This is a genomic window from Thermodesulfobacteriota bacterium, from assembly GCA_025062045.1.
GTDB lineage: Bacteria > Desulfobacterota > Syntrophorhabdia > Syntrophorhabdales > JANXAF01 > JANXAF01.
Genome location: JANXAF010000004.1, coordinates 59,863 through 81,734, shown reverse-complemented (window position 1 = coordinate 81,734; position 21,872 = coordinate 59,863). Strand labels below are relative to the sequence as shown.

At 43.2% G+C, this 21,872-nt stretch carries 22 protein-coding genes; 7 read left to right on the top strand and 15 right to left on the bottom strand.

Features of this window, described 5'->3' with window-relative positions:
* Positions 1 to 4 precede the first annotated feature (4 nt).
* The 3 genes from feoB to NZ583_04280 all read right to left on the bottom strand — a co-directional run bounded on the left by feoB (position 5) and on the right by NZ583_04280 (position 4,873).
* A complete protein-coding gene (gene feoB, locus NZ583_04290; GenBank protein MCS7280832.1) occupies positions 5 to 2,260 on the bottom strand; it encodes a ferrous iron transport protein B in 2,256 nt (751 codons plus the stop codon).
* The gene (locus tag NZ583_04285) at positions 2,247 to 3,470 is read right to left on the bottom strand and encodes an FprA family A-type flavoprotein (protein MCS7280831.1); all 1,224 of its coding nucleotides are present in this window, start codon (positions 3,468 to 3,470) and stop codon (positions 2,247 to 2,249) included. The genes feoB and NZ583_04285 overlap by 14 nt, the downstream gene beginning before the upstream one ends.
* 161 nt (positions 3,471 to 3,631) lie before the next feature.
* Complete coding sequence (locus NZ583_04280; protein ID MCS7280830.1) at positions 3,632 to 4,873, bottom strand: S41 family peptidase; 1,242 nt, start codon at positions 4,871 to 4,873, stop codon at positions 3,632 to 3,634.
* A gap of 124 nt (positions 4,874 to 4,997) precedes the next feature.
* Here NZ583_04280 and ffh point away from each other — a divergent pair, with 124 nt between their 5' ends.
* From ffh to rimM, 4 genes are read left to right on the top strand one after another with little or no spacing between them, the layout of a single operon-like run.
* Entirely contained in the window at positions 4,998 to 6,308 is a 1,311-nt protein-coding gene (gene ffh / locus NZ583_04275; GenBank protein ID MCS7280829.1) for a signal recognition particle protein, read from the top strand.
* A 12-nt stretch (positions 6,309 to 6,320) separates the two neighbouring features.
* Positions 6,321 to 6,581 (top strand): 30S ribosomal protein S16, encoded by a 261-nt coding sequence (gene rpsP, locus NZ583_04270; protein ID MCS7280828.1) that lies wholly within the window; start codon positions 6,321 to 6,323, stop codon positions 6,579 to 6,581.
* Between the two features lie 16 nt (positions 6,582 to 6,597).
* Positions 6,598 to 6,831, top strand: a complete 234-nt coding sequence (locus NZ583_04265; GenBank protein ID MCS7280827.1) for a KH domain-containing protein — start codon at positions 6,598 to 6,600, stop codon at positions 6,829 to 6,831.
* Positions 6,828 to 7,325: a ribosome maturation factor RimM gene (gene rimM, locus NZ583_04260; protein MCS7280826.1), complete on the top strand. Its 498-nt coding sequence runs from the start codon at positions 6,828 to 6,830 to the stop codon at positions 7,323 to 7,325. The genes NZ583_04265 and rimM overlap by 4 nt, the downstream gene beginning before the upstream one ends.
* 1 nt (position 7,326) lies before the next feature.
* Here the strand turns inward: rimM and NZ583_04255 are convergent, their stop codons facing one another.
* The 12 genes from NZ583_04255 to NZ583_04200 are packed head-to-tail and all read right to left on the bottom strand — an operon-like array spanning position 7,327 to position 19,877.
* Positions 7,327 to 7,518 carry a DUF6485 family protein gene (locus NZ583_04255; GenBank protein MCS7280825.1) on the bottom strand — a complete coding sequence of 64 codons (192 nt, stop codon included), beginning with the start codon at positions 7,516 to 7,518 and terminating at the stop codon, positions 7,327 to 7,329.
* Positions 7,508 to 8,773 carry a nickel-dependent lactate racemase gene (larA, locus tag NZ583_04250; protein ID MCS7280824.1) on the bottom strand — a complete coding sequence of 422 codons (1,266 nt, stop codon included), beginning with the start codon at positions 8,771 to 8,773 and terminating at the stop codon, positions 7,508 to 7,510. The genes NZ583_04255 and larA overlap by 11 nt, the downstream gene beginning before the upstream one ends.
* Complete coding sequence (gene eno / locus NZ583_04245) at positions 8,770 to 10,047, bottom strand: phosphopyruvate hydratase (protein MCS7280823.1); 1,278 nt, start codon at positions 10,045 to 10,047, stop codon at positions 8,770 to 8,772. The genes larA and eno overlap by 4 nt, the downstream gene beginning before the upstream one ends.
* Positions 10,048 to 10,096: 49 nt before the next feature.
* A complete protein-coding gene (hypE, locus tag NZ583_04240) occupies positions 10,097 to 11,110 on the bottom strand; it encodes a hydrogenase expression/formation protein HypE (protein MCS7280822.1) in 1,014 nt (337 codons plus the stop codon).
* Positions 11,111 to 11,113: 3 nt separating this feature from the next.
* A complete protein-coding gene (gene hypD / locus NZ583_04235) occupies positions 11,114 to 12,199 on the bottom strand; it encodes a hydrogenase formation protein HypD (GenBank protein ID MCS7280821.1) in 1,086 nt (361 codons plus the stop codon).
* Positions 12,189 to 12,419, bottom strand: a complete 231-nt coding sequence (gene hypC / locus NZ583_04230) for a HypC/HybG/HupF family hydrogenase formation chaperone (protein MCS7280820.1) — start codon at positions 12,417 to 12,419, stop codon at positions 12,189 to 12,191. The genes hypD and hypC overlap by 11 nt, the downstream gene beginning before the upstream one ends.
* Positions 12,379 to 14,712, bottom strand: a complete 2,334-nt coding sequence (hypF, locus tag NZ583_04225) for a carbamoyltransferase HypF (protein ID MCS7280819.1) — start codon at positions 14,710 to 14,712, stop codon at positions 12,379 to 12,381. Before hypF ends, hypC begins: the two co-directional genes overlap by 41 nt.
* Positions 14,702 to 15,436: a P-loop NTPase gene (locus tag NZ583_04220; protein ID MCS7280818.1), complete on the bottom strand. Its 735-nt coding sequence runs from the start codon at positions 15,434 to 15,436 to the stop codon at positions 14,702 to 14,704. The genes hypF and NZ583_04220 overlap by 11 nt, the downstream gene beginning before the upstream one ends.
* Complete coding sequence (gene hypA / locus NZ583_04215) at positions 15,430 to 15,846, bottom strand: hydrogenase nickel incorporation protein HypA (protein ID MCS7280817.1); 417 nt, start codon at positions 15,844 to 15,846, stop codon at positions 15,430 to 15,432. The genes NZ583_04220 and hypA overlap by 7 nt, the downstream gene beginning before the upstream one ends.
* Before the next feature lie 3 nt (positions 15,847 to 15,849).
* Positions 15,850 to 16,608 (bottom strand): enoyl-CoA hydratase-related protein, encoded by a 759-nt coding sequence (locus tag NZ583_04210; protein ID MCS7280816.1) that lies wholly within the window; start codon positions 16,606 to 16,608, stop codon positions 15,850 to 15,852.
* The gene (locus NZ583_04205; protein ID MCS7280815.1) at positions 16,596 to 18,251 is read right to left on the bottom strand and encodes an NAD+ synthase; all 1,656 of its coding nucleotides are present in this window, start codon (positions 18,249 to 18,251) and stop codon (positions 16,596 to 16,598) included. The genes NZ583_04210 and NZ583_04205 overlap by 13 nt, the downstream gene beginning before the upstream one ends.
* 39 nt (positions 18,252 to 18,290) lie before the next feature.
* On the bottom strand, positions 18,291 to 19,877 hold the full coding sequence (locus tag NZ583_04200; GenBank protein MCS7280814.1) for a thiamine pyrophosphate-binding protein: 1,587 nt from the start codon (positions 19,875 to 19,877) through the stop codon (positions 18,291 to 18,293).
* A 113-nt stretch (positions 19,878 to 19,990) separates the two neighbouring features.
* On the opposite strand from NZ583_04200, the gene NZ583_04195 reads away from it, so the two are divergent.
* The 3 genes from NZ583_04195 to speB are packed head-to-tail and all read left to right on the top strand — an operon-like array spanning position 19,991 to position 21,868.
* A complete protein-coding gene (locus NZ583_04195; GenBank protein MCS7280813.1) occupies positions 19,991 to 20,536 on the top strand; it encodes a cupin domain-containing protein in 546 nt (181 codons plus the stop codon).
* 40 nt (positions 20,537 to 20,576) lie between these two features.
* Positions 20,577 to 21,047, top strand: a complete 471-nt coding sequence (locus NZ583_04190) for an arginine decarboxylase, pyruvoyl-dependent (GenBank protein ID MCS7280812.1) — start codon at positions 20,577 to 20,579, stop codon at positions 21,045 to 21,047.
* Complete coding sequence (gene speB, locus NZ583_04185; GenBank protein MCS7280811.1) at positions 21,038 to 21,868, top strand: agmatinase; 831 nt, start codon at positions 21,038 to 21,040, stop codon at positions 21,866 to 21,868. Before NZ583_04190 ends, speB begins: the two co-directional genes overlap by 10 nt.
* Positions 21,869 to 21,872 lie beyond the last annotated feature (4 nt).

The following is a 21,872-nucleotide window of genomic DNA, read 5'->3' as shown; positions in this document are numbered from 1 at the left end:
AGCATCAAAGTTCAAAAAGGAGGGCAATCCTATAGGCTAAAAAGCCTGCGCCCAAAGAAACACAGAGCATAACAGAGAAGAGAACCAAAAACCATCTTTTACTTCCGATCTCAGTCATAAGCACAGCAGATGTGGGCACACAGGGAAGAAAGAGCATAAGGATCACCAAAAAGGAGAGCAATGACGGTCTTTTTATGTTTTCGGATATAACTTTTCTAAGCCCCTCTTCACCTGCTCCGTAGAGGATCCCGAGGGTGGCAATACTGTTTTCCTTTGCAACAACGCTGGAGATGAGGGCGACTGTGAGTTTCCAGTCGAGCCCAAAAACATGGCCTATACTCTCCATCCCTTTTCCAATCTTCGCTAGGTAACTCTCCTCCAGATCCTTTCCGGGAAAGCTCGAAAGAACCCAAAGGACCACTGAGAAGATCAAGATTACACTCCCTGCCTTTTTCACAAAGGAGAGTACCCTGCCCGTCACTGCAGCAAAAATATTCTTGAAACTCGGCTTGTGGTATAAAGGTAACTCCATGATAAATGGGATGGATTCAAGCTTGAGGAATTTACTGAAGACTATTCCCACAGATACCAGTACAAGTATGTTTACCGTAACCAAAAGCCACATTATTAACGCTGCTTTTTCAAAGAAGATAGCCCCGCACAGAAACGTCAAAACACTTAGCCGACCAACACAAGGAACAAAAGGACTTAAAAATATTGTGAGAAGCTGTGCCTTCCTCGACTCAACAATGCGGCTCGCAAGCACTGCCGGAACATTGCAACCGAAGCCAAGACATAAAGGTAAGAAGCTTTTTCCGTGTAATCCGAGCACGTGCATGAATCTGTCCATAACGAAGGCCACTCTTGCTATGTAACCTGTATCTTCAAGGAAGGAGAGGGCGACGAAGAATATGATGAGTATTGGCACAAAGGACAGGACAGATCCAACCCCAGCCAGAATCCCTTCAATGAAAAGCCCTTCCACCCAGCTAGGTCCAACTTTAAGAAAAGGTTCTAGAGTTTTTCCAAGGTTAACGAACGCCGTCTCCAGCAATGTCTGTATGGGAAGTCCTAATTTATATGTCAAACCGAAGACCAATCCAAGAACACCGATAAGCACAGGAATTCCAAACATTGGATAGGTAAGAATATGGTCGATCCTGTCCGTTAAAAGAACCTGTCCCGGTTTGAATCTCTTTATCGCAGATCTTGTTACTTTCTCTATCCAATCGTATCTACCACCAACCACTGCCCGTAAAGCGTCTTCGTGCTCTGTAAGGATCTTTTTTATCTCATTCCAGACGGCGATGGGAACATTTCTCTCAACTTCCTCTGTCACATCTCTGTCGCCTTCCATGAGTTTTGTTGCAACCCAGGCCTTAGGGTAGGTTTCCGGGATGTGGTCATCGAGTAACTTTAAAAGATTCTCGAACATTTCCGCATGGTTTTTGGCAACTTCAGGCAATTTCGGTCTATAAGTTACTTTCTTTTCCGCGACTTTTCTGATTTCGCGCACAAGTTCTTTAATCCCCTTGTTTTTCGTTGCAATCATCGGAACTACTGGAATCCCAAGTGATTCCCTTAAGGCCTCGATATCCACGTTTATTCCTTGGGCTTCCGCCACATCGAGCATGTTGACTCCCAGTACGACCGGAGGGCCAAGAAGGAGAAGTTCTGACAAGAGATAAAGGCTCCTTTCAAGGGCCTGTGCATTAACGATCAAGGCTATCACATCTGGTTTTTCTTTAAGTATGAAGTCCCTCGCTATTTTCTCCTCTTCCGAAAAAGAACTCAAGCTGTACGTCCCAGGAAGGTCTACAATGGTCATCGTTACTCCATCGGATGTGTAGATGCCTTCTTTTTTTTCAACTGTTTTTCCAGGCCAGTTGCCTATGTGTTGAGAAAGACCCGTAAGAACGTTGAAGACTGTCGATTTTCCCACATTAGGCTGGCCTGCGAGGGCAACGAGAAGATGCTTCTTTTCGATACTCTCCTCTTTTTTGGTTTCGAGCTTTTTTACAAGTATCTTTTTTGCTTCCCCCCTTCCCAATGCGATACGAGTATCACTCGCGATAACTATTAGGAGTCCTTGAATGTTCCTCGTTACTTTTAGGTGGACACCTTCTGTAATTCCAAGTCCCGCAAGTCGGGCGATCAGCCGTTCCCCACCAAGGATCCTCTCAACGATCCCCTCCTCTCCTTCATCAAGAGAAAGGAGGGGGGATAAATCTTTCTCGGCTAGAGTGTTATTTCCCTTCAATTGATCTGTGATACTCCCTAACTTTTTTGGCGAATGTCCTACCGAATTCGTAACATGCCTTTTTGTCCTCTTCTGTGGGTCCGTAGTTTATCTCAATGCCAGGTTCCACAGTCTCAAGCCCCATCTTTTTTAGATACTCGTATGCATCCTTTACCCCACCTCCTGACCATCCGTAGCTTCCAAAAGCTCCTGCCATTCTTAGGCGGGGTTTCAGCCCGGAAAGGTAATAGAGGAACTCTGCAACCGATGGAAACATTGAATTGTTCAAGGTTGGTGTCCCAACAAGCATTCCTCTTCCTTTCCAGAATTCTTTAACTGCTTCACTCATAGGACTCGATCTAAGCTTTACAACCTTCGTTTTTACACCCTCGTCCTCGATTCCTTTAACTATTGGAAAGACCATTCGTTCCGTTGCGTGCCACATGGTATCGTAGATTATCGTTATCGAACATTCGGCTTTACCTTCTGCCATTTGGGTATAGAGTTTTAAAACCTTTTCCGGATTACTCCTCCAGATTACTCCATGATCAGGAGCGATGATCTTTATCTCTATCCCTAGTTTCGTTATATCTTCGACCTTTTTAAGAATCAGATTTCCAAATGGCATAAGTATGTTCGCGTAGTAGTCGTAAATGGCATCTTCGAGCTCATACTCTGAGTACGTTTTCACAAACTCATCATCGAACCGACACGTGGAGGCAAAGTGAAAACCGAATGCGTCTTGGGTTATAAGCGTTTTAAGTTCGGTTATGTATGTGACCATCGAGTCTGGCCAGTGAAGCATCGGCGTTTCTATAAATAAAAGGGTGTATTTTCCTGTGTTGAGGCTTTCTCCGTTCTTTACGACCTTGATCCTCTCTTCCGGAATATCGAACATCCTTTTTAATCCCTTTTTTCCTCTTTCTGTTATGAAGACAGTCGCTTGAGGCATCTCTCTGAGAAAAGCCTCAATCGCACCGGAATGATCAGGCTCAATGTGGTTTACGACAAAATTCTTTATCTCTTTCGGATCGACTATACTACGGATGTTGTCGATGCTCACGTGGAAAAAGTCCTTGTGTACAGCATCAAAAAGTGTAACGTCCCTGTCTACGAGAAGGTAGTTGTTGTAAGTCGTGCCATTCTTAGTTACGTATCCGTGAAAATCCCTAACACCGTAGTCTATCGCTCCAACCCAATACAGATCCTCGGAAACTTTTATTGGTTTCACATGCCACCTCCCAATTTTTTTAAGAAATCTTAAAGGAAGAGGGTTCAAATATCAAGCAAAGAGAGGTTTAAATTATTTTTACTCAAGAATTCGGTAACTCCATAAGAATCGATTGGAAGACCCAGACTTGGCAGGACTAGGATTGTTCTTTAAATAAGCCGTCATTTACCCCTTAGTGAATCCCAGCTTTTAAGTATCTGCATGGCCATATAAAGCTGGAAATCTTCCTGATCTTCTTTAGAATCATCTTCCTGCCTTCTCACATCTTTATCTTTTCTATCCTGGCTTCTTATTCTTCCAATATCCTTTTCGATTGTGATATCCGGTGTTATACCTTCCTTCTGTATGGATCTTCCCTTCGGGGTAAAATACTTTGCCGTTGTGAGCTTTACGGCAGATCCATCACCCAAAGGAAAGATCGTTTGCACAGAACCTTTTCCGAATGTCTTCGTTCCGACTATAATTGCTCGCTTATGATCCTGCAACGCCCCCGCAACGATCTCTGATGCGCTTGCACTCCCCTCATTCACGAGAACAACGAGAGGACCCAAATAAGCATCCTCTTTCTCAGCAAAGAACCTCATCTTGCTCTCTCTGTTTCTTCCCTCAATCGATACGATAAGTCCTTCCTTTAAAAACTCATCTGCCACAGAAACAGCCTGATCCAAAAGTCCTCCGGGATTGTTTCTCAGATCTAGAACGAGCCCTTTTATACCTCCTGAACTTTTTGTCAGCTCATTTATAGCTTTTCTCAAATCCTCCAATGTCCTTTCCTGGAACTGGGTTATTTTTATGTAGCCGTATTCTTTTTCGATCAGACGATGTTTTACACTCTTTACCCTTATTATGTCCCTGACAATAGTTATGTCTTTAGGCGATGTAAATCCTTCCCTCATGATGGTGAGCGTTACAGGCTTTCCCTTTTCTCCCCTTATTAACCGAACTACTTCCATAAGGCCCATATTCTTTGTGGACTTTCCATCTATCCTCAGTATGTGGTCACCAGGTTGAAGCCCTGCTTTACTTGCTGGTGTATCCTCTATTGCGGTTATAACGGTAGGAAGCCCATCCTTTATCGTGATCTCTATACCTATCCCTCCAAATTCCCCTTTAGTTTCGCTTTGCATCTCTTTGTACGTCTCCGGATCTAGAAATGCGGAGTGGGGATCCAAAGATCCCAGTATCCCTTTTATTGCGGAATACACGATATCTCTATCTTTCACATCTTCCACATAGTTCTTCTTTACAAGTTCTATGACATGGGAAAAAGTCTTTAGGTATTCGTAAATCTCCTCTTTTTCTGCCGGTCTTTCTGTCCTTTTGCCGTGGGCTCCCAGTATGAAGCCCAAAAGGAATATGACTATGAGGGAGCTGCTAAATAAGATCTTTATCTTTCGGTTCATGTTCTCTCTCCTTTCGAAAAGAATAATACAACGAATCTTTAAAACCTTTCAATTCCCTGATAAAAAATGAAGCATAAAGGCCACCCGTTGACTAATCCTGGCTTTTCTATTAAGATTATGAGTCATGTTCGAAAGATTGCAGGAAAGGTTTGAGTCGATAATAAAGAAGGTAAAAGGGCACGGAAAACTAACAGAGGACAACATAAAAGAGGCCTTAAGAGATGTAAGGGTCGCCTTACTTGAGGCCGATGTCAACTATAAAGTAGTAAAGGAGTTCCTGGATAAGGTTAAAGATAAGGCCATAGGGCAGGGAGTACTAACAAGCATAACCCCAGGTCAACTATTTGTTAAGATCGTCTACGATGAGCTTCGCGAGTTACTTGGAGGTTCGAATGTACCCCTTAGTTTTTCGGGTCCTTCTCCGCATTCCATTATGTTAATTGGGCTTCAGGGATCAGGAAAAACCACAACAGCCGGAAAGCTAGCTCTATTTCTAAAAAAGAAGGGTAGAAGGCCATTGCTCGTAGCGACTGACGTAAGAAGACCTGCCGCTATCGATCAGCTAAAAAAGCTCGCTTCCCAGATAAACGTTCCTTTTTACTCCGACTCAAAGCTTGCGAGCCTAAAAGAGTACGCGATAAAGAGCTACTGTGATGTCTTGATAATAGATACGGCCGGAAGGCTTCATATAGATGAGGAGCTTCTTTCGGAACTCGTGGAACAGAAAAATGTGCTTTCCCCTTCAGAAGTTCTTTTAGTTCTCGATGGCATGACAGGCCAGGATGCCGTAAATATTGCGAAGGCCTTTGACGAGAAAATAGGTGTAACCGGCTTTATCCTTACAAAACTTGATGGAGACGCCCGGGGTGGGGCTGCGCTTTCGATAAGGGCAACCGTTGGCAAACCGATCAAGTTCATAGGCACAGGTGAGAAACTCGATGCCATAGAGCAGTTCCATCCAGAAAGGATAGCTTCCCGCATCCTGGGGATGGGTGACATAATCACTCTCGTTGAAAAGGCTCAAGAAGCTTTTGAAGAAAGAAAAGCGAAGGAGCTTGAAAGAAAACTCAAGAGAGACGAATTTACTCTCGAGGATTTCAAGGAACAGATCATACAATTGAGAAAACTCGGATCTTTAGAGTCGGTTCTCAGTATGATTCCTGGTTTTTCAAAGTTCAAGAAGATTGTGAAGATCGAAGAGACGGAAAAAGAGTTGAAAAAGATGGAGGCGATAATAAACTCTATGACGAAAAAGGAAAGGCTCTATCCTCACATAATAGATGGCAGTAGAAGACTGAGGATAGCAAAAGGTAGCGGAACGACCGTTCAGGATGTAAATGAGCTCCTAAGAAAGTATAGCGAGCTGAAAAAAATGATTAAGAGCCTTTCCAAAGGCAGCTTTAAAGGTTTTGGGTCGAAAATACCTTTTCCGTGAGGAGGTGTTATCTTGGCAGTTAGGTTTAGGCTTGCACGTTTTGGAACGAAAAAGAGACCATTCTACAGGATTGTGGTTGCCGATTCCAGGGCGCCAAGGGATGGTAGATTTATCGAAAAGGTTGGGTTCTATGATCCTCTTTCCAATCCTTCAAAAATTGTCCTCGACAGGGAAAAAATTATAGAATGGTATAAAAAAGGTGCTCGTCCCACGGAGACTGTAAAAAACATCTTCAAAAGAGAAGGAATTTTGAGCGAATTAACACAAAAATAAGGATGGAGGTGGAGCCGTGTTAAAAGAGTTGATCGAGTACATTGCGAAGGCCTTGGTCGATCATCCTGATCAGGTAAGGGTTTCGGAGATTGAAGGAGAGAAAACCTCTGTCATCGAACTCAACGTTTCAAAGGAGGACCTAGGTAAGGTCATAGGGAAGCAGGGACGGACCGCAAGAGCGATGAGGACCATCCTGAGCGCAGCCTCCACGAAGGTCAAAAAGAGAGCTGTGCTCGAGATAATTGAATGAGCCTTTATATACCGGTCGGTAAAGTTCTCTCCGCGCACGGTATAAAAGGCGAAGTGAAGTTCCTTTACTACAACGAGGTGTACGAAGAATTTAAAAGATACACCTCGTTGTACTACGGTTCGGCTGGACAAAAAGTTAAACTCACCGTAGAGAGGGTAAAGTTCAGAGAAGGAAGGTTTATAATAAAATTTCAGGAAATATCAGACAGAACCTCGGCTGAAGCTTTAAAGGGTAAAATCCTTGAGGTAAAAGAAGAGGACCTTCCTCCCTTAAGGGAGGATGAATACTACGAATACCAAATCATTGGTTCGCTCGTAAAAAACGAAGAGGGAAGGATCCTTGGGGAAGTTAAAGAGATTATCCATACTGGCGCAAACCCTGTTTTAGTAATTGGAAAGGAGACGGAGATTCTAATTCCGATGGTAGAAGACTTCGTAAGAGCCATTGACACCAAAGCAAAAACTGTGATTGTGAAAGAACCAGAGTATATATGACTCAGCTATTGTCCAGAATGAACCTCCTTATTGAGCGGTCGTAGGTTCTTTCAGCCTCTTTTGAAAAAAAGCAGCCTGGAAGCTCTTTTTTCTTTCTATGGTATATGACACATTCACAGCACCTTCCCTTTCTCGAACAAGGCTCGTAGGTGCATGTGCAAAAAGTTAGATTCTTTTCAACGTTACACTCCATTTTTCCCTCCTCCATATAAGAGTAAAGTCTGTGAACCGTCCGGGATTATGTAGCACAGTTTCTCTCTTCCGTCATCTATAAGTTTTATGGCTTCGTCAACTGTTCTTTTCGGAATGATACCCATCTTCACAACCGATTCTTCGGAAAGTTCGGAGACGAGAACTATTTGACAGTACTCGGATTTGAGTCTTGTCGCATAAGCTGTCTGGGAGTAAACTTTGTCCGATCCCCTGACAGCCTTTTCCATTTCATCGATCCCTCCATACTCGAAGAACTTTAAAAAATGCTCATTGCCGATCCCATCCTCACACGCACCAACTGTGATGAGGTATCCGTCCTTTTTTAAACCGCCGATAGCGTGCTCCATCGACTTATGGGTTTGGATGAAGTTTATGTCTTTCGGATAACCGCCCGATGAGACTATAATTACGTCCGCTTTCTTTTCCACTTCAAAAGAGTACTCCTTTAAGTACCACTCACATCCCCTTTTATGTGCCTTTTCTATATTTCCGCAGAAGATGGCTACTATGTCTTTCTCTTCAACAACCGTATTTATAAGAAACATGGGTTTCTCAATGAGTTTAAGTCCTGAAATTATCTCTTCGTGCATAGGGTTTCCATCCAGTATCCCCGGACGGGCGAGTTCGTGCTTACCCTTCTCTTTAAAGACTGTTCTGTGCACCCCTATTATCGTTTCATACCCTGCAATCCCTGGAATTAGAGCCTTCCTTCCCCCACCAAATCCCGCGAGATAATGGAAGTTTATGGAACCGAATACAACCAAACAGTCACATATCCGAACCAGTCGGTTAAGATAAACTGGAACTTTGGAACTAGTGTACCCGAAAAAGGTCAGTTCTCGGTCGTCGTAGCAGTCATGGTCTTTGGACGGTACGCTTTTGTATATTTCTTCACCTAAGATCTCCATTTTTTCAGATTCACTATGCTTTCTGTGATTTCCTAAAGCGAAAAGGATCGTAACATCCTTTCCTTTTAGGTACTTTCTATAAATTAGGGGCAAAATTAGACAGACACCGGCATATCTTGTTATGTCTGGAACAATCACAAGGACTTTCTCGAAGTCTTTTATCCACACTGAAAAAGGTCTTTCACCTACGGGATTTTCAAGCTTGTCAATGAGCTTTTCCTCGAGAGAGAGGATGGGCTTTTTTCTCTCTATTTCTATTTGGCGTACGAGCCACTTTTCAGGAATTGAAAAATCTACGAAACCTCTGCCGTAACGCAGTCTTATCACCTTCTACTCCAGAAAACCTTTTTTCCACCGAAGATTGCGTTCTCACCCAGCTCTTCCTCTATTCTCAAAAGCCGATTGTACTTTGCAACCCTTTCACTTCTCGATATTGATCCTGCTTTTATCTGTCCGGCATTCACTGCAACAGCAAGATCTGCAATAAATGTATCTTCGGTCTCTCCAGATCTGTGGGAAATCACACACGTATAACCAGCCCTTTTTGCCATTTCAACTGTAACGAGTGTCTCTGTAAGTGTGCCTATTTGATTAGGCTTCACAAGCACGCTATTTGCTATCCCTTCCTTTATCCCCTCCGAGAGGATCTTTGGATTCGTCACAAACACGTCATCACCCACGATCTGTATTCTTTGGGAACATCTTTTTGTGAAGAGTTTCCAACCTTCTTTATCGTTCTGTGCAAATGCATCTTCTATTGAAACGATAGGGTACCTATCGAGCAATGATTCGTAATATTCGCACAGTCCGTAGGTATCGAAGGTCTTGCCATCGAGGTAGTATTTGCCGTCTCTATAAAATTCGCTGGATGCTGAATCGAGCGCAAAAAGAACATCTTCCCCTGGCTTGTACTTCGCTCTCTCCACAGCAAGCATGAGAAAATCTAGAGCTTCTTCCGTTCTTTTCAAATTCGGCGCAAAGCCTCCTTCATCTCCCACACCAGTCGAATGGCCCTTCTCAGCAAGAATAGTCTTTAAGGTATGAAATACTTCCGCCCCTATTCTTAGGGCATCCTTCAAAGTTTCCGAACCCACAGGAACGATCATGAACTCCTGTATGTCGAGATCGTTTTGGGCGTGAACCCCTCCGTTTATAACGTTCATAAGAGGAACTGGTATTTCCCGTGCCCTAATCCCTCCTATGTACCTATAAAGCGGAAGATCCAAATAGTTCGCCCCTGCCCTTGCTACAGCGAGAGAGACTCCAAGAATAGCATTGGCACCGAGTTTACTTTTGTTTTCCGTTCCATCGAGCTCAAGCAAACGATTATCGATGGAAAGCTGGTCTAAGGCAGACATCCCTTTTATATTCGGTCCGATTATCCTTTTTACGTTCTCTATAGCCTTTGTGACACCTTTCCCTTTGTACCTATTCTCATCCCCGTCCCTCAGTTCTAAAGCTTCCCTTTCTCCTTTGGAAGCACCGGAAGGAACGATAGCGCATCCTCTCGTACCATCTTCCAGTATAACTTCTACTTCCACAGTTGGATTTCCCCTGCTATCCAAAACTTCCCTTGCAAGAACATCTCTTATTACTGCCATAGATTCCTCCTTTAGGTTTCAAAAATCAACCTTCATTTGGAAGAAATCTTTAACAAATTCTAGGAAGAGGAGTTCCAGAGAGCATGTTTAGCCTTCTTGTCCCGCCGATTAATGTTTTCATAAATACGTTTCCACTCCCTTCTCTCACTACCCCTATCTTCGATGCTCCTTTAAGCCCAAGTTCATCTCTCATAAAATTCAAGACACTCTGAGCTTCGTCTCTTCCAATGAAAAGCACAAATTTCCCTTCGTTTGCGAGATAGAGCGGATCTAAACCTAAGGTCTCACATATCCCCTTTACCTCCTCATCGATCGGGATGTCAGCTTCTTCTAATAGGAAGTCTACACTACCTATGGATGATGCTATCTCTTTGAGACAAGTGGCAAGGCCGCCTCTTGTTAGATCTCTCATGTATTTTACCTTTTTGAATTCTTTGAGAATCCTCTCTATTACGCCATTTAAAGGAGCACAGTCACTTACAATCTTTGTCCTAAAGTTAAAGTTTCCCCGTTCAAGCAGTATGCAAAGCCCATGATTCCCAAGAGGCCCGCTCACGATTATTGAATCATCGGGTTCTATATACATCTTTCCGAGTCTTACCCCGTTTAAGCGAACTCCAATTCCGGTTGTGGTTATAAATATCTTGTCAACTTGGTTTCTACCAACAACTTTTGTATCCCCTGCTATTATGCTCACATTTGCCTCTTTACACGCGTAAGACATAGAAATTACGATCTTTTCAAGAATCTCCAGTTCGAGCCCCTCTTCCATAATAAAAGAAGCTGCGATATAGAGGGGTTTTGCACCTGAAACTGAAAGATCGTTAACCGTGCCAAAAACAGAGAGCTTACCTATGTCCCCGCCAGGAAAGAAGATTGGATCCACAACGTAACTATCCGTCGTTATGACTATCTTTTCGCTTTTTAAATCGACCGCGGTCGCATCGTCCATCTGGAGGAGGAGTTCATTCCCGATATACGGCAGGAAGTACTGTTCCAAGAGCTCGTGCGTGAGTAACCCACCATCACCGTGCGAAAGGAGAATGACATCTTTCGTTTTCATTGGCTATCCCCCATAGTTGTAATAGGCTGCACAGGCTCCCTCTTGAGAAACCATACAGGGGCCAAATGGCTCTTTAGGATTACAGACTTTTGAAAAGAGACTACAATCGGTGGGTATCTTTTTCCCTTTGACTATATCCCCGCATATACAACCTTTTCTCTCCGGGACTGATTCCACCTCCGGTAGCGGAAATTTAGCCTCCGCATCGAAATCCCTATACTCTTCTTTTATCTTCAAACCGCTTCCCGGGATCTCCCCAAACCCTCTCCAACGCGCATCCGAAGGCTCAAATACCGTATAAATAGCTCGCTTTGCAGTTAAGTTACCCTCAGGTTTAACGAGTCTTTTGTACCCTATCTCAACTTTAGCTTCTTCTCTTTTTATGTGAGCTAAAATGATGCCTATCGCCTCAATGACATCTGTAGGCTCAAAACCAGAAACACAGCAGGGTATTCTATAATCGTCGGCTATGAATTCGAACGCCCTCGACCCTGTGATTGTGCAAACGTGACCTGGAAGGATAAGTCCGTCCAGCGAAATCTCTGGATCATCAAGAAGCGCCTTCATCGCAGGAGGAAGGCACTTGTGTAGCGAAAATAAAGAAAAATTCTGTAGTCTTTGCCTTTTTGCCTCAAGGATACAATGCGCAAGAAGGGGAATTGTGGTCTCAAAGCCTATTCCCACAAATACGATCTCTTCGTCTGGGTGGTCCTTGGCATAATTTAAGGCATCACTAGGAGAATAAAAGACTTCAATTCGAGCGCCCTTGGCTCTTTCTTTCTCAAGCGAAGATAGAGAGCCTGGAACCTTAATCATATCACCAAACGTACAAAGGGTTATATTGTCCATCTGAGCATAAAGGATTATTTTGTCAATGTCCATCTGGTCCGTGACACAAACTGGACAACCAGGACCACTTATAAGTTCTACCGTTTCAGAAAAGAGGGATCTTATTCCGCTTTTCGAGATAACCATCGTATGCGTACCGCATACTTCCATGATCTTTATTCTTCGCCCAAGTTTTTCTTTAAGACTTCTACTTAAAGACAAAACTTCATCGATTAGATCTTTTACCCATTCATCGACCATAGTAGATTATCTCCCTTAGCATCTCCAATCGCATCTTTGCATCTTCCTTTTCTATCTTTCCTATTGCAAACCCCGCGTGGACCATCACGTAATCACCCTTTTTTACTTCCTCATCCAGGATGTGGAGATGGACTTTGAAGACCGCTCCGTTAGAATCTACAAGTGCCCAATTTTCATCCTCATTCACATCTAAGACCAAAGCAGGAATTCCCAGGCACATCCTCACCCTCCTTTATTTTTGCGGCAAGTATAGCAGCCTGACCCAAGGCTATTCCTCCGTCATTTGGGGGAACTTTTGTGTGGAAGTACACTTCTAACCCCAAATCTTTTAAAATTCTTTTTGTCTTCTTTAGAATAAAGTCATTGTGAAACGTGCCCCCGCTAAGCACAACCCTTTTTACGTTTCTTTGAGCGCTAGCCATTTTCACACATTCCTTTATAATCTCAACTACGGTGTTATGGAACTTATGGGATATAAACTCGGCAGATCGACCAGAGACCCTTTCGCGAACGACCCCCAAGATCACCTTATCCGGATAAATAACCCCATTTACTATCTCAAAATCGTACCGATCTTCCATTTCATCACCCTCAAAGGTTTGCACAAGTTCGGCAAGTTCGATCGCAGCCTGTCCCTCATAACTCGTTTTTTCGCATAAACCGACCATAGCTGATACCGCATCAAAAAGTCTCCCACATCCTGAGGATAAAGGATTGTTGAACCCCTTTTTTAAGACCTCAACTATAAGCGCGGTCCTTTCCTTTCCAAAAATCTTTTCAGCCCAGTATAGTCCCTCTTCCCCCAAAAAAGAATAGAGATAGCTTATGGCCATTCTCCAAGGTTCCCGAATTGCTATTTCGCCTCCAGGTAGTGGACAGTATGCAAGATGAAAAAGTCTTTCGTAAGTTCTGTAGTTCCCAAGAAGGATCTCAAAGCCCCAAAGGTTTCCATCAGTTCCGTAACCTGTTCCATCAAGTACAACACCTATCACTTCTTTTTCATCTAAACAGTTTTCTGCCATACAGCTCACCATATGGGCGTGGTGGTGTTGGCATCCAAAATGAATCTCGGCAGGCAAGGATTTGGCAAAAGAACTAGAAAGGTAATTCGGGTGAAGGTCAAAGGCTATCGCTTTAGGTGAAACGTCTAAAAGTCTACATAGGTTCCTAAAACAGTTTAGGAGATTTTCCCGGCCCTCCTCTGTGTCTATTTCGCCCACGTATTGGCTCATAAAAGCTTTATCGTTTTTTATGATACAAATATTATTCTTCATTTCTCCACCTATTCCCACAGTTACTTTTGGTGCCACAAAGGGAAGGGTTATCGGTTCTGGGACATATCCTCTAGAGAGCCTGAAAAACTGGACATTATTGTCTACTAATTTGACGACTGAATCATCACACCGGTTAACTATATCCCTTTCGTGAAAGACAAAAAAATCGCATATCTTTCCAAGCTTTGTCACTGCCTCCTCATTACTTATGACGATTGGGAGTTCCGAGACATTTCCACTTGTCATAACAAGTACTTCGAATGGACCTAAAAAAAGCAATATGTGGAGAGGCGTGTAAGGGAGCATTACACCGAGGGTCTTAATACCAGGGGCAAGAATATCCGGAAGATCACAATCTATTCTCCTTTTTAGAACGACAATCGGAGCGTGACAAGATGTAAGAAGTCTTTCCTCCTCTTCCGAGAGAAGGCAATACTTTTTTACAGTCTCTTTGTCTTTACACATGACCGCGAAAGGTTTTTTTGGCCTTCTCTTTCTTAATCTCAACTCTTGTACTACGTCTTCGTTTTTTGCATCGCATGCAAGATGGAAACCGCCAAGGCTTTTTAACGCAATTATTTTTCCCTCCTGTAATTTCTCCCAAACGAATTGTAACCAGTTATTCTCATCGGCAACTTTAATTCCTTCTCTATTCGCAACCCATACTTTTGGACCACACCTTGGACAGCATGTCGGTTGAGCGTGAAACCTCCGATCTTTAGGGTCGTGATACTCCCTTTCGCAATCCGAACACATGACGAATTTTTTCATCGATGTTTTGTCTCTATCATAGGGAATCGAATAGACTATCGTAAACCTCGGACCGCAGTTTGTGCAATTCGTAAAAGGATACATGTACCTTCTGTCTTTGGGGTTCAGAATATCGGTTTTGCAATCATTACATGTTGCCACATCTGGAGGAATAAGGGCCTTCCTTTCTTTGTCTTTTTCACTTTCAACTATGACGAATGAAGTGTAGTTACATACTGGCAGCTCCTCAAACTCTATATTTTCAATTTTTGCCAAAGGAGGGGGGTTTTTTCGCAGAAGTTCCAAAAAACGAAAAAGTTTTTCTTTTTTACCCTCCACATCTATCACAACGCCTTCACTGGAATTGAAGACTTTCCCCGTTAGATTGAACTCCCTCGCATGCTGGTAAACGTAAGGTCTGAATCCGACTCCCTGGACTGTCCCATGAACTTTTATAAGATACCGTATAGCTTCCGAGCTACCGGCCATCGCTAAAAAAAATATCTTGGAAGAGCTTTTCCGCTCTGGCATAAAGATCGGTGGCAAGAATCTTATCCACCGAACCCAAGGCTTTCTCAAAATTTTCGTCGAAAGGAAGGGTTCCCAGGATAGGAACATGGTCTAAAAAACAGAGATCCTGTGATTCTTTATCTATTTTTTGGTTCTCAATAACTCCTATTATTTCGATTCCCCTTCCTTTAAGAATGGCTATCTCTTTTTTCAGTACCTCTTTTGCCACTTTCGAAGGAGTTGTTGTGAGCAAAAACCTGGCCTTTTTTAAAAACCTTAAAACTTCGAGCGTAACTTCGCCTGTTCCTGGAGGTAAATCAAGGATCAGATAATCGAGCTTTTTCCAGATCGTAGTGGAAAGGAACTCCAATATTGCGTTAGATAAATCTTTTCCCCGCATAGGAAGAGGGTTCCCTTTGGTAAATAAAGAGATACACATGTATGAAATCCCATTCCATTGAGGAGGAATGATCCCCCTATCCTCTTCAACATGGACGTCATCAATTCCCAGGATAACGTGTGTGGATGGTCCGTAAAAGTCCATGTCGAATAGTCCTACCCTTTTTTCTCTCTTGGAAAGAAAAAGTGCAAGAAGGCAGGCCACTGTGGTCTTTCCTACCCCCCCTTTTCCACCGGAGATAGCTATTATCTCACCTATATTTGAAAGTCTCTTTTCAATCACTGACAGTCTTGGATCTAGCATATTCTCCCGCTTATAGACTCGATAACTACACCCCTTCCTCTTTCAAGTTCAAAATCTGAGCTTCCGCAGGATGGACATTTTATGAACCCGTGAGCCACCTCAGGTATGAAGTGGATAAATTCCTTTTCCTCTTCACCCATTGATCTTAGTACCTCCACATATGGCCATTCCGTCTCACAGACATGGCACTTAAAAAAGGCGGGTTCTTCTAATATGTCGAAGTTCTTTTCGGAAAGTTCGTATCCGTAATGCCTAAAGATGCTCTCCATGGCGAAGCACAAAATATCCTTTTCCATCCTTTGGAGCTCGCCGATCCGCAAGACTATCCGGTCAAGGAATCTCATTCCATTTTTTTCAGCCTCTTTGAGGACCGTAAGGACAATCGATTCCGCAACTGCCCACTCATGCATCGCTTATCCTTTTTTGGTGAGGAATTTTTTGATCGTCTCTTTGAATGATGGTTCGTCTGCCATTTCGGAAACAAAATACCTCTCTTTCTCAAGAAGAGTCGAAAGATCCGGGAATATGCTCGCGTTTATGAGCTCTTTATACGGGCCTAAAACGTGTAGGGGCAAGGCTTTGAGATCGGCTATTAATTTTTGGAGAACCGAATCTAAATCTCTATCCTCTACGACAAAGTTTATAAGACCCATGTCGTACGCCTTCTCAATGGGTATATTTTCAGACAAAAGATAGAGTTCGTTCGTCCTTTTTAGTCCCAGTATCCTTGATAGAAATATAGTTACGCCCCCATCCGGGGTTAAGCCTATCCTCCTGTAACCCAAATTGAGGTAAGAGCTTTTTGATGCTATCGTTAAATCGCAAGCAAGAGCAAGACCTATTCCGGCTCCTACTATCCCTCCTTCGATTACTGAAATCCATATCTTTGGCATAGTTCTGATCTTTTTTATGATTTCGTTTAATATCATAGCCATTCCGTCAATGCGGGCTTTCGAATCATGGGCATCCACAAACTCCTTTATGTCCCCTCCCGCGGAAAAGAAATTTCCCGAACCTCTAAGAACTACGATAGATGAATCTGTCTTTTCCGCGTTATAGACAGATTTCTTTAAGGATTTTAAAAGGTCGCTATTTAGGGCATTCCTTTTGTCGGGCCTATTAAGAATAATTGTATAAACCCCTTCCTCTAACGATTCTTTTACAAGCTCCATTCCCGATACCTCCAAAGATTCGTGATGGGGAAATCAGAGTCTCTTCCCAGAGACCTTAAAGAAATTGTGGGACCGCACGGTGCTTGCCTCCTTTTGTATTCGTTCTTAAAGAACCTCATGAGAGTCTCCTTTACAGTCTCAAGCAGAGGCTTGTTCTCAACTTCCAAACCACCCATTTTTCCTTCGATGTACTCTTCGATTAATGAATCGAGGACATGATAGGGAGGTAGCTCATCTGTGTCTTTCTGATTAAACTTAAGCTCAGCACTCGGTTCCTTTTCAAGCACCCTTTTTGGAATGATGAAACGCCCTTCTTTTTTGTTTACGTATTCGCATAGCCTGTAAATTAAAGTTTTAGGCACGTCCTTTAAGACCGCGAAACCCCCGGCGGAATCTCCGTAAAGAGTAAAATAGCCCGTTGCAAGTTCGGATTTATTCGAAGTCGTAAGGACAAGCGCTCCTTTGTTGTTTGAAAAGGCCATAAGTAGGTTAGCCCTTATTCTTGCCTGTATGTTTTCTACTGTAACCTCTCTCAATTCTTCAACTAGTATTCCCTTTAGAAGATTGAAATAGGATTCAATTAAACCATCTATTGGTACTTCCAAAAGCTCTATTTGGAGGTTACGGGCAAGTTGTTTTGCATCTTCATAACTTTCTTTAGCCGTATAACGGCTCGGCATAAAAAGACCAGTTACGTTCTGAGAACCCAATGCCCGAGAGGCTATATACGCGGTGAGGGCAGAATCGATCCCCCCGCTTATACCGAGGCAGGCAGTCTGAAACCCGTTTTTATGGGCATAGTCCTTCGTTGCAAGAATAAGTGCTTTCAGTATCTCTTCTTCAAGAACATCCTTTGGAGGGCTTCCACGTAACGGTACTATAGGTTTTTCATAATCCTTTTTAGAAACTTTCTCCTCAAAAAGCGAAACTTCTCCTCTAAGTTCGAAGTCAAAAAAGATTAAGTCCTCTTCAAAAGTCTTTGCTTCAGATAGGATTCTTTCACCGTAACCTACAAAGCTTCCACCGTAAAAAATCCACTCATCCTGTCCACCCACAAGGTTCACGTAACAAAAATGAAGATCGGGAAATGATTTCTTTAGGGCCTCTCTTTTCTTGTCTATCTCTCCGACCCTATAGATCGAGGAATCCAAAACCAAAATCAAGGGTGTATCCTTTCGCTTTTCGTAATCCGTAAACTCTTCTCCCATAAGAATCTCTAGTTGTACGCCACCAACACTTACGACACATGGCCTATCACCCGGATGAAAGTATCTGGTCTCATCGAGATGGGTAAGCCTTTTTATTCGCCTTTTCTCGTAAGATTTAAGAACGCCCCCTTTTGAAATGATATAGGCTGAATTAAATAGCGAGTCTCCAAAAAGCCTGACGGATGGAATTACCGCAACTATACCATTTGTGTGTGGCAAAAGATATTCTATGCCTTTTTCCGCTTCTTTTACAAAACTCTTGCAGGTGAATAGATCGTAAGCAGGGGAACCTGTTACGGAAAACTCGGGAAATATAACGAGATCTGCTCCAAAGTCTTTAGATTTCTCAATAAAAGAAGCGATCTTTTGCGCATTGCCCAAGATATCGCCCACCTTTGAATTTATCTGGGCAATAGCAACCCTTAGGACTGGCATGGTTTTTTTTAACATAACAAGTGATAATGTGCAACAAGCCTAGAATTCCCAAGGCAGAGCAAAGCCGGGCATGGAAACCTCAATAACAAGTGGCTCATCCCAGTTCACTTTTCTTAGGATATTTAGAATCTCCTCTTCAGTTTTAGCTCTGGCCCCTTTTAACCCGAAAGCCTCCGCAATTTTTAAAAAATCCGGATTTTCAAGGTCCATCGATCCTTTAAACCCGTACCTTTTTTCCATCATCCGTTCTAAAATTCCAAAGCTTAAGTTGTTATAGATTAGAACAATTACAGGAACTCTGTACTTTGTTAACGTGGAAAGTTCTGCTATGGACGGAAGTATTCCACCATCGCCAGAGACGGAAAGGCATGGCCTTTCTGGGACTGCGAGCTTAGCTCCAATTGCGGCAGGCAAGCCGTAAAATATTGTCGACGAACCTCTGGAAATCAAGAAGGTTCTCTGCTCATAGACCGGAAAACAGTATTCTGCCCAGTAAGAAAGCATGCTTAAGTCCCAAACTGTGATTGTTTCTGGCGGGATGGCTTTTCTTATAGTTTCTATGACCCTAAATCCCAGATTTTCCCTTTTCTTTTCAATTTCCTCCCTGTACGTTTTTTTTAGTTCATCGATTCGCCAATCAGATTTTATGCCAGAAAGGACCTCGCTTAACACATCGAGTAACGTCTCTGGTTCTCCAATAAAGGTGAGGGCTGCCTTAAAGTTTTTATTGAACCATGCCCCATCCACATCTAACTGGACAAGGTTTCGGAATTTTATTCCCCTCCTTTTCGTGTCTTGCTCCCTAAGCCTTGTCCCTACGGCTATCACGATATCTGCTTCTTCCAGCATCCGTCTTACTAAACCCCTTTGCATGACATTCCCAAATGCATAGGGCTTTCGCTCATCCACAACCCCTTTGCCCCCTGTTGTGGTAAGTAAAGGGATGCGGCCTTCCATACATATTCTGTCGAAAGTTTCTTTTGCGGCCTCTATCATTACGTTCGAACCTGCAATTATTAAAGGCCTTTTTTTCTCTTTCATAAGCTCTTTGAACTTACTACAGAATTCCCCAGGACCCTCTCCTTTCTCTTCCGTCTCTTCTTCTTGAAAATCGCACTTAATATCTTTCTCGAGTAAAACAAAAGGTATGGAAACCAAAACGGGTCCCCATCTTCCTCTTTTGGTCTCTTTGAACGCATTTTCAAGGGAGGAAAAGAGTTTTACTGGCTCGGTTACCCGAATAATTTTCTTTGTTATCCCTTCGAAGATTCTTTCGGGCTCTTTTAACTCATGAAGTACACCAATTTCTTTCTCGACTCTGTCGGTGTCCATGTGAATAAGAAGGATCGGAACCTGGGAGGAGAAAGCCTCAAAACAGCCAAGAACGGAATTGCAAAGACCCGGACCGGGGGTAAGCACGACAATTGCCGTTTTTTTTGATGCCCTTGCGTAGCCATCAGCCATGAAGATAAGGCTTCTTTCACAACGAGCATTTATGATTTTGATCCCTCTCGATAACAACGATTCCGCGAGAGGAATCGAATGGACGCCCGGTACGGAAAAGACCTCTTTTACTCCTTTTTCTTCTAGGAAGTTCGTTATTAAGTCTTTGCCTTTTGACTTCACTTTCTCATTTAGTTTAGCATAATGTACCTTTCCGTTAAATAAAATTCTACTTGACAAACCGTGATTCAATTCCGTTTAATAATATAAACTTTCGGTTTTACTATACTGCTACAATGAAAAATGTTAGCATAGGCGAAAGAATAAGGATGCTGAGACAGGCGAAGAATCTGACTCAAGAAGAGCTCGCAATCCGGGCCGGTCTTACCAAAGGTTTTATCTCCCAAGTCGAAAGGAATCTCACATCCCTATCAGTTGAAAGCCTCATAGGGATACTCGATGCTCTGGATGAAAAACCGTCCACTTTTTTTGACGAAACTTTTGATGAGAAGATAACCTTCAAGCACAAAGACAGAGTTGATATGGAGATGGAAAATGTGAGGTCTTTTAAGATCCTCGTTCCTGCAGCACAGAACAGGCGAATGGATCCGGGGCTTTTAGAACTGGATCCTGGAGAAAAAACTCCAGATGAAGAGCCTCACGAGGGTGAGGAGTTCGGTTTTGTTCTTTCTGGAAGTGTAGAGCTCGTCTACGGCGGAAAGATATACAAGCTGAAAAAGGGAGAGTGCTTTTACTTTAAGGCTAATAAAAAACATTACATTGCCAATAGGAAAAAAAAGAGGGCCCAGATTCTCTGGGTTTCCTCACCACCAAACTTCTAGGGATTTACGATGAAGTTTGGAATGCCAAGGAGGTGGGAAGATGATTGTAAAAACCCCGACTAAGTACTTTCTTGTAAGTGGCCATTCTGAAGGCTTTTCAGTCCTTAATGCCTTCGACGGTGCTCTCCTCGCTTCAGGTATCGGCGACACAAACATAGTCAAAATGTCAAGTATCCTTCCTCCAGCTTGCAAGGAGATAAATCCTCCCCTTCCGCTACCACAGGGTGCCCTAGTACCTGTTGCGTACGCTACTATATCAAGCACTGTACCTGGTGAGATAATCTCGGCTGCAGTTGCGATCGGGATACCAGAAGACGAAACGCAAGCAGGTCTTATAATGGAATACTCTGCAAAGGAAGAGGAGAGTTTCGTCGTTGAAAAAGTAAAAAAGATGGTGGAAAAGGGAATGGAGATGAGAAAAAGAAAAATTAAGGAGATAAAGTACATATCCTCTACGCATAGGGTCAAAGAGATCGGGGCTGTATTTGCGGGGGTTGTGCTTTGGGACTAGAAACCCCGGATAATGCCAAATACATGGGAGCCCAGAATGATTATGAGGGTTCGGAAATTGTGCTTGTTGGATGCCCGTTGGATATTACATCCAGTTTCAGAGGCGGCACAAGGTTCGCTCCCGAAACTATAAGGAGGGCTTCTTGGACCCTCGAAACCTACAGTCCTTATCTTAGGAGGGATCTTAGGGAAGTGAAGCTCTCGGATGTCGGCAACATGCCACTTATCCCTTCTGATCTTAAGGAATCACTGAAGCTTATAGAGAGACGAACCTTGGAGCTTCTTCAAGATTCTAAAAAGACCATCTTTTTGGGCGGAGAACATCTTATAACCTATCCGATAGTGAAGGCTTTGAAACAACATGTGAACGGTTTGCAGATAATTCATTTTGATGCCCACTGGGACTTGCGAAACTCTTACGAAGGTATGGAGCTTTGCCATGCAACCGTTATGAAAAGGATAAAGGAACTGGGGATCGAGAAAGTCTTCCACATTGGCGTCCGTTCAGGAACAGAGGAAGAATTCAAATTGGGAAAGTTGGTAAGGTCGCCGAATTTGCTAAAGGAGGAGATCGATTTTCGAACTCCTACTTACATAACATTCGACATGGATGTTCTCGATCCCTCTCTCGTTCCCGGCGTAACAACTCCTGAGCCTGGTGGACTCTTTTTCCACGATATTATGGAGTACCTACAATCCATGTCTGGTATGGATATTGTGGGGGCAGACTTAGTTGAGCTTGCACCGGACTATGATCCCACCTTTGTCTCCTCCATATGCGCGGCGAAGGTGGTAAGAGAGCTTATTCTGCTTATGGCATAAAAAA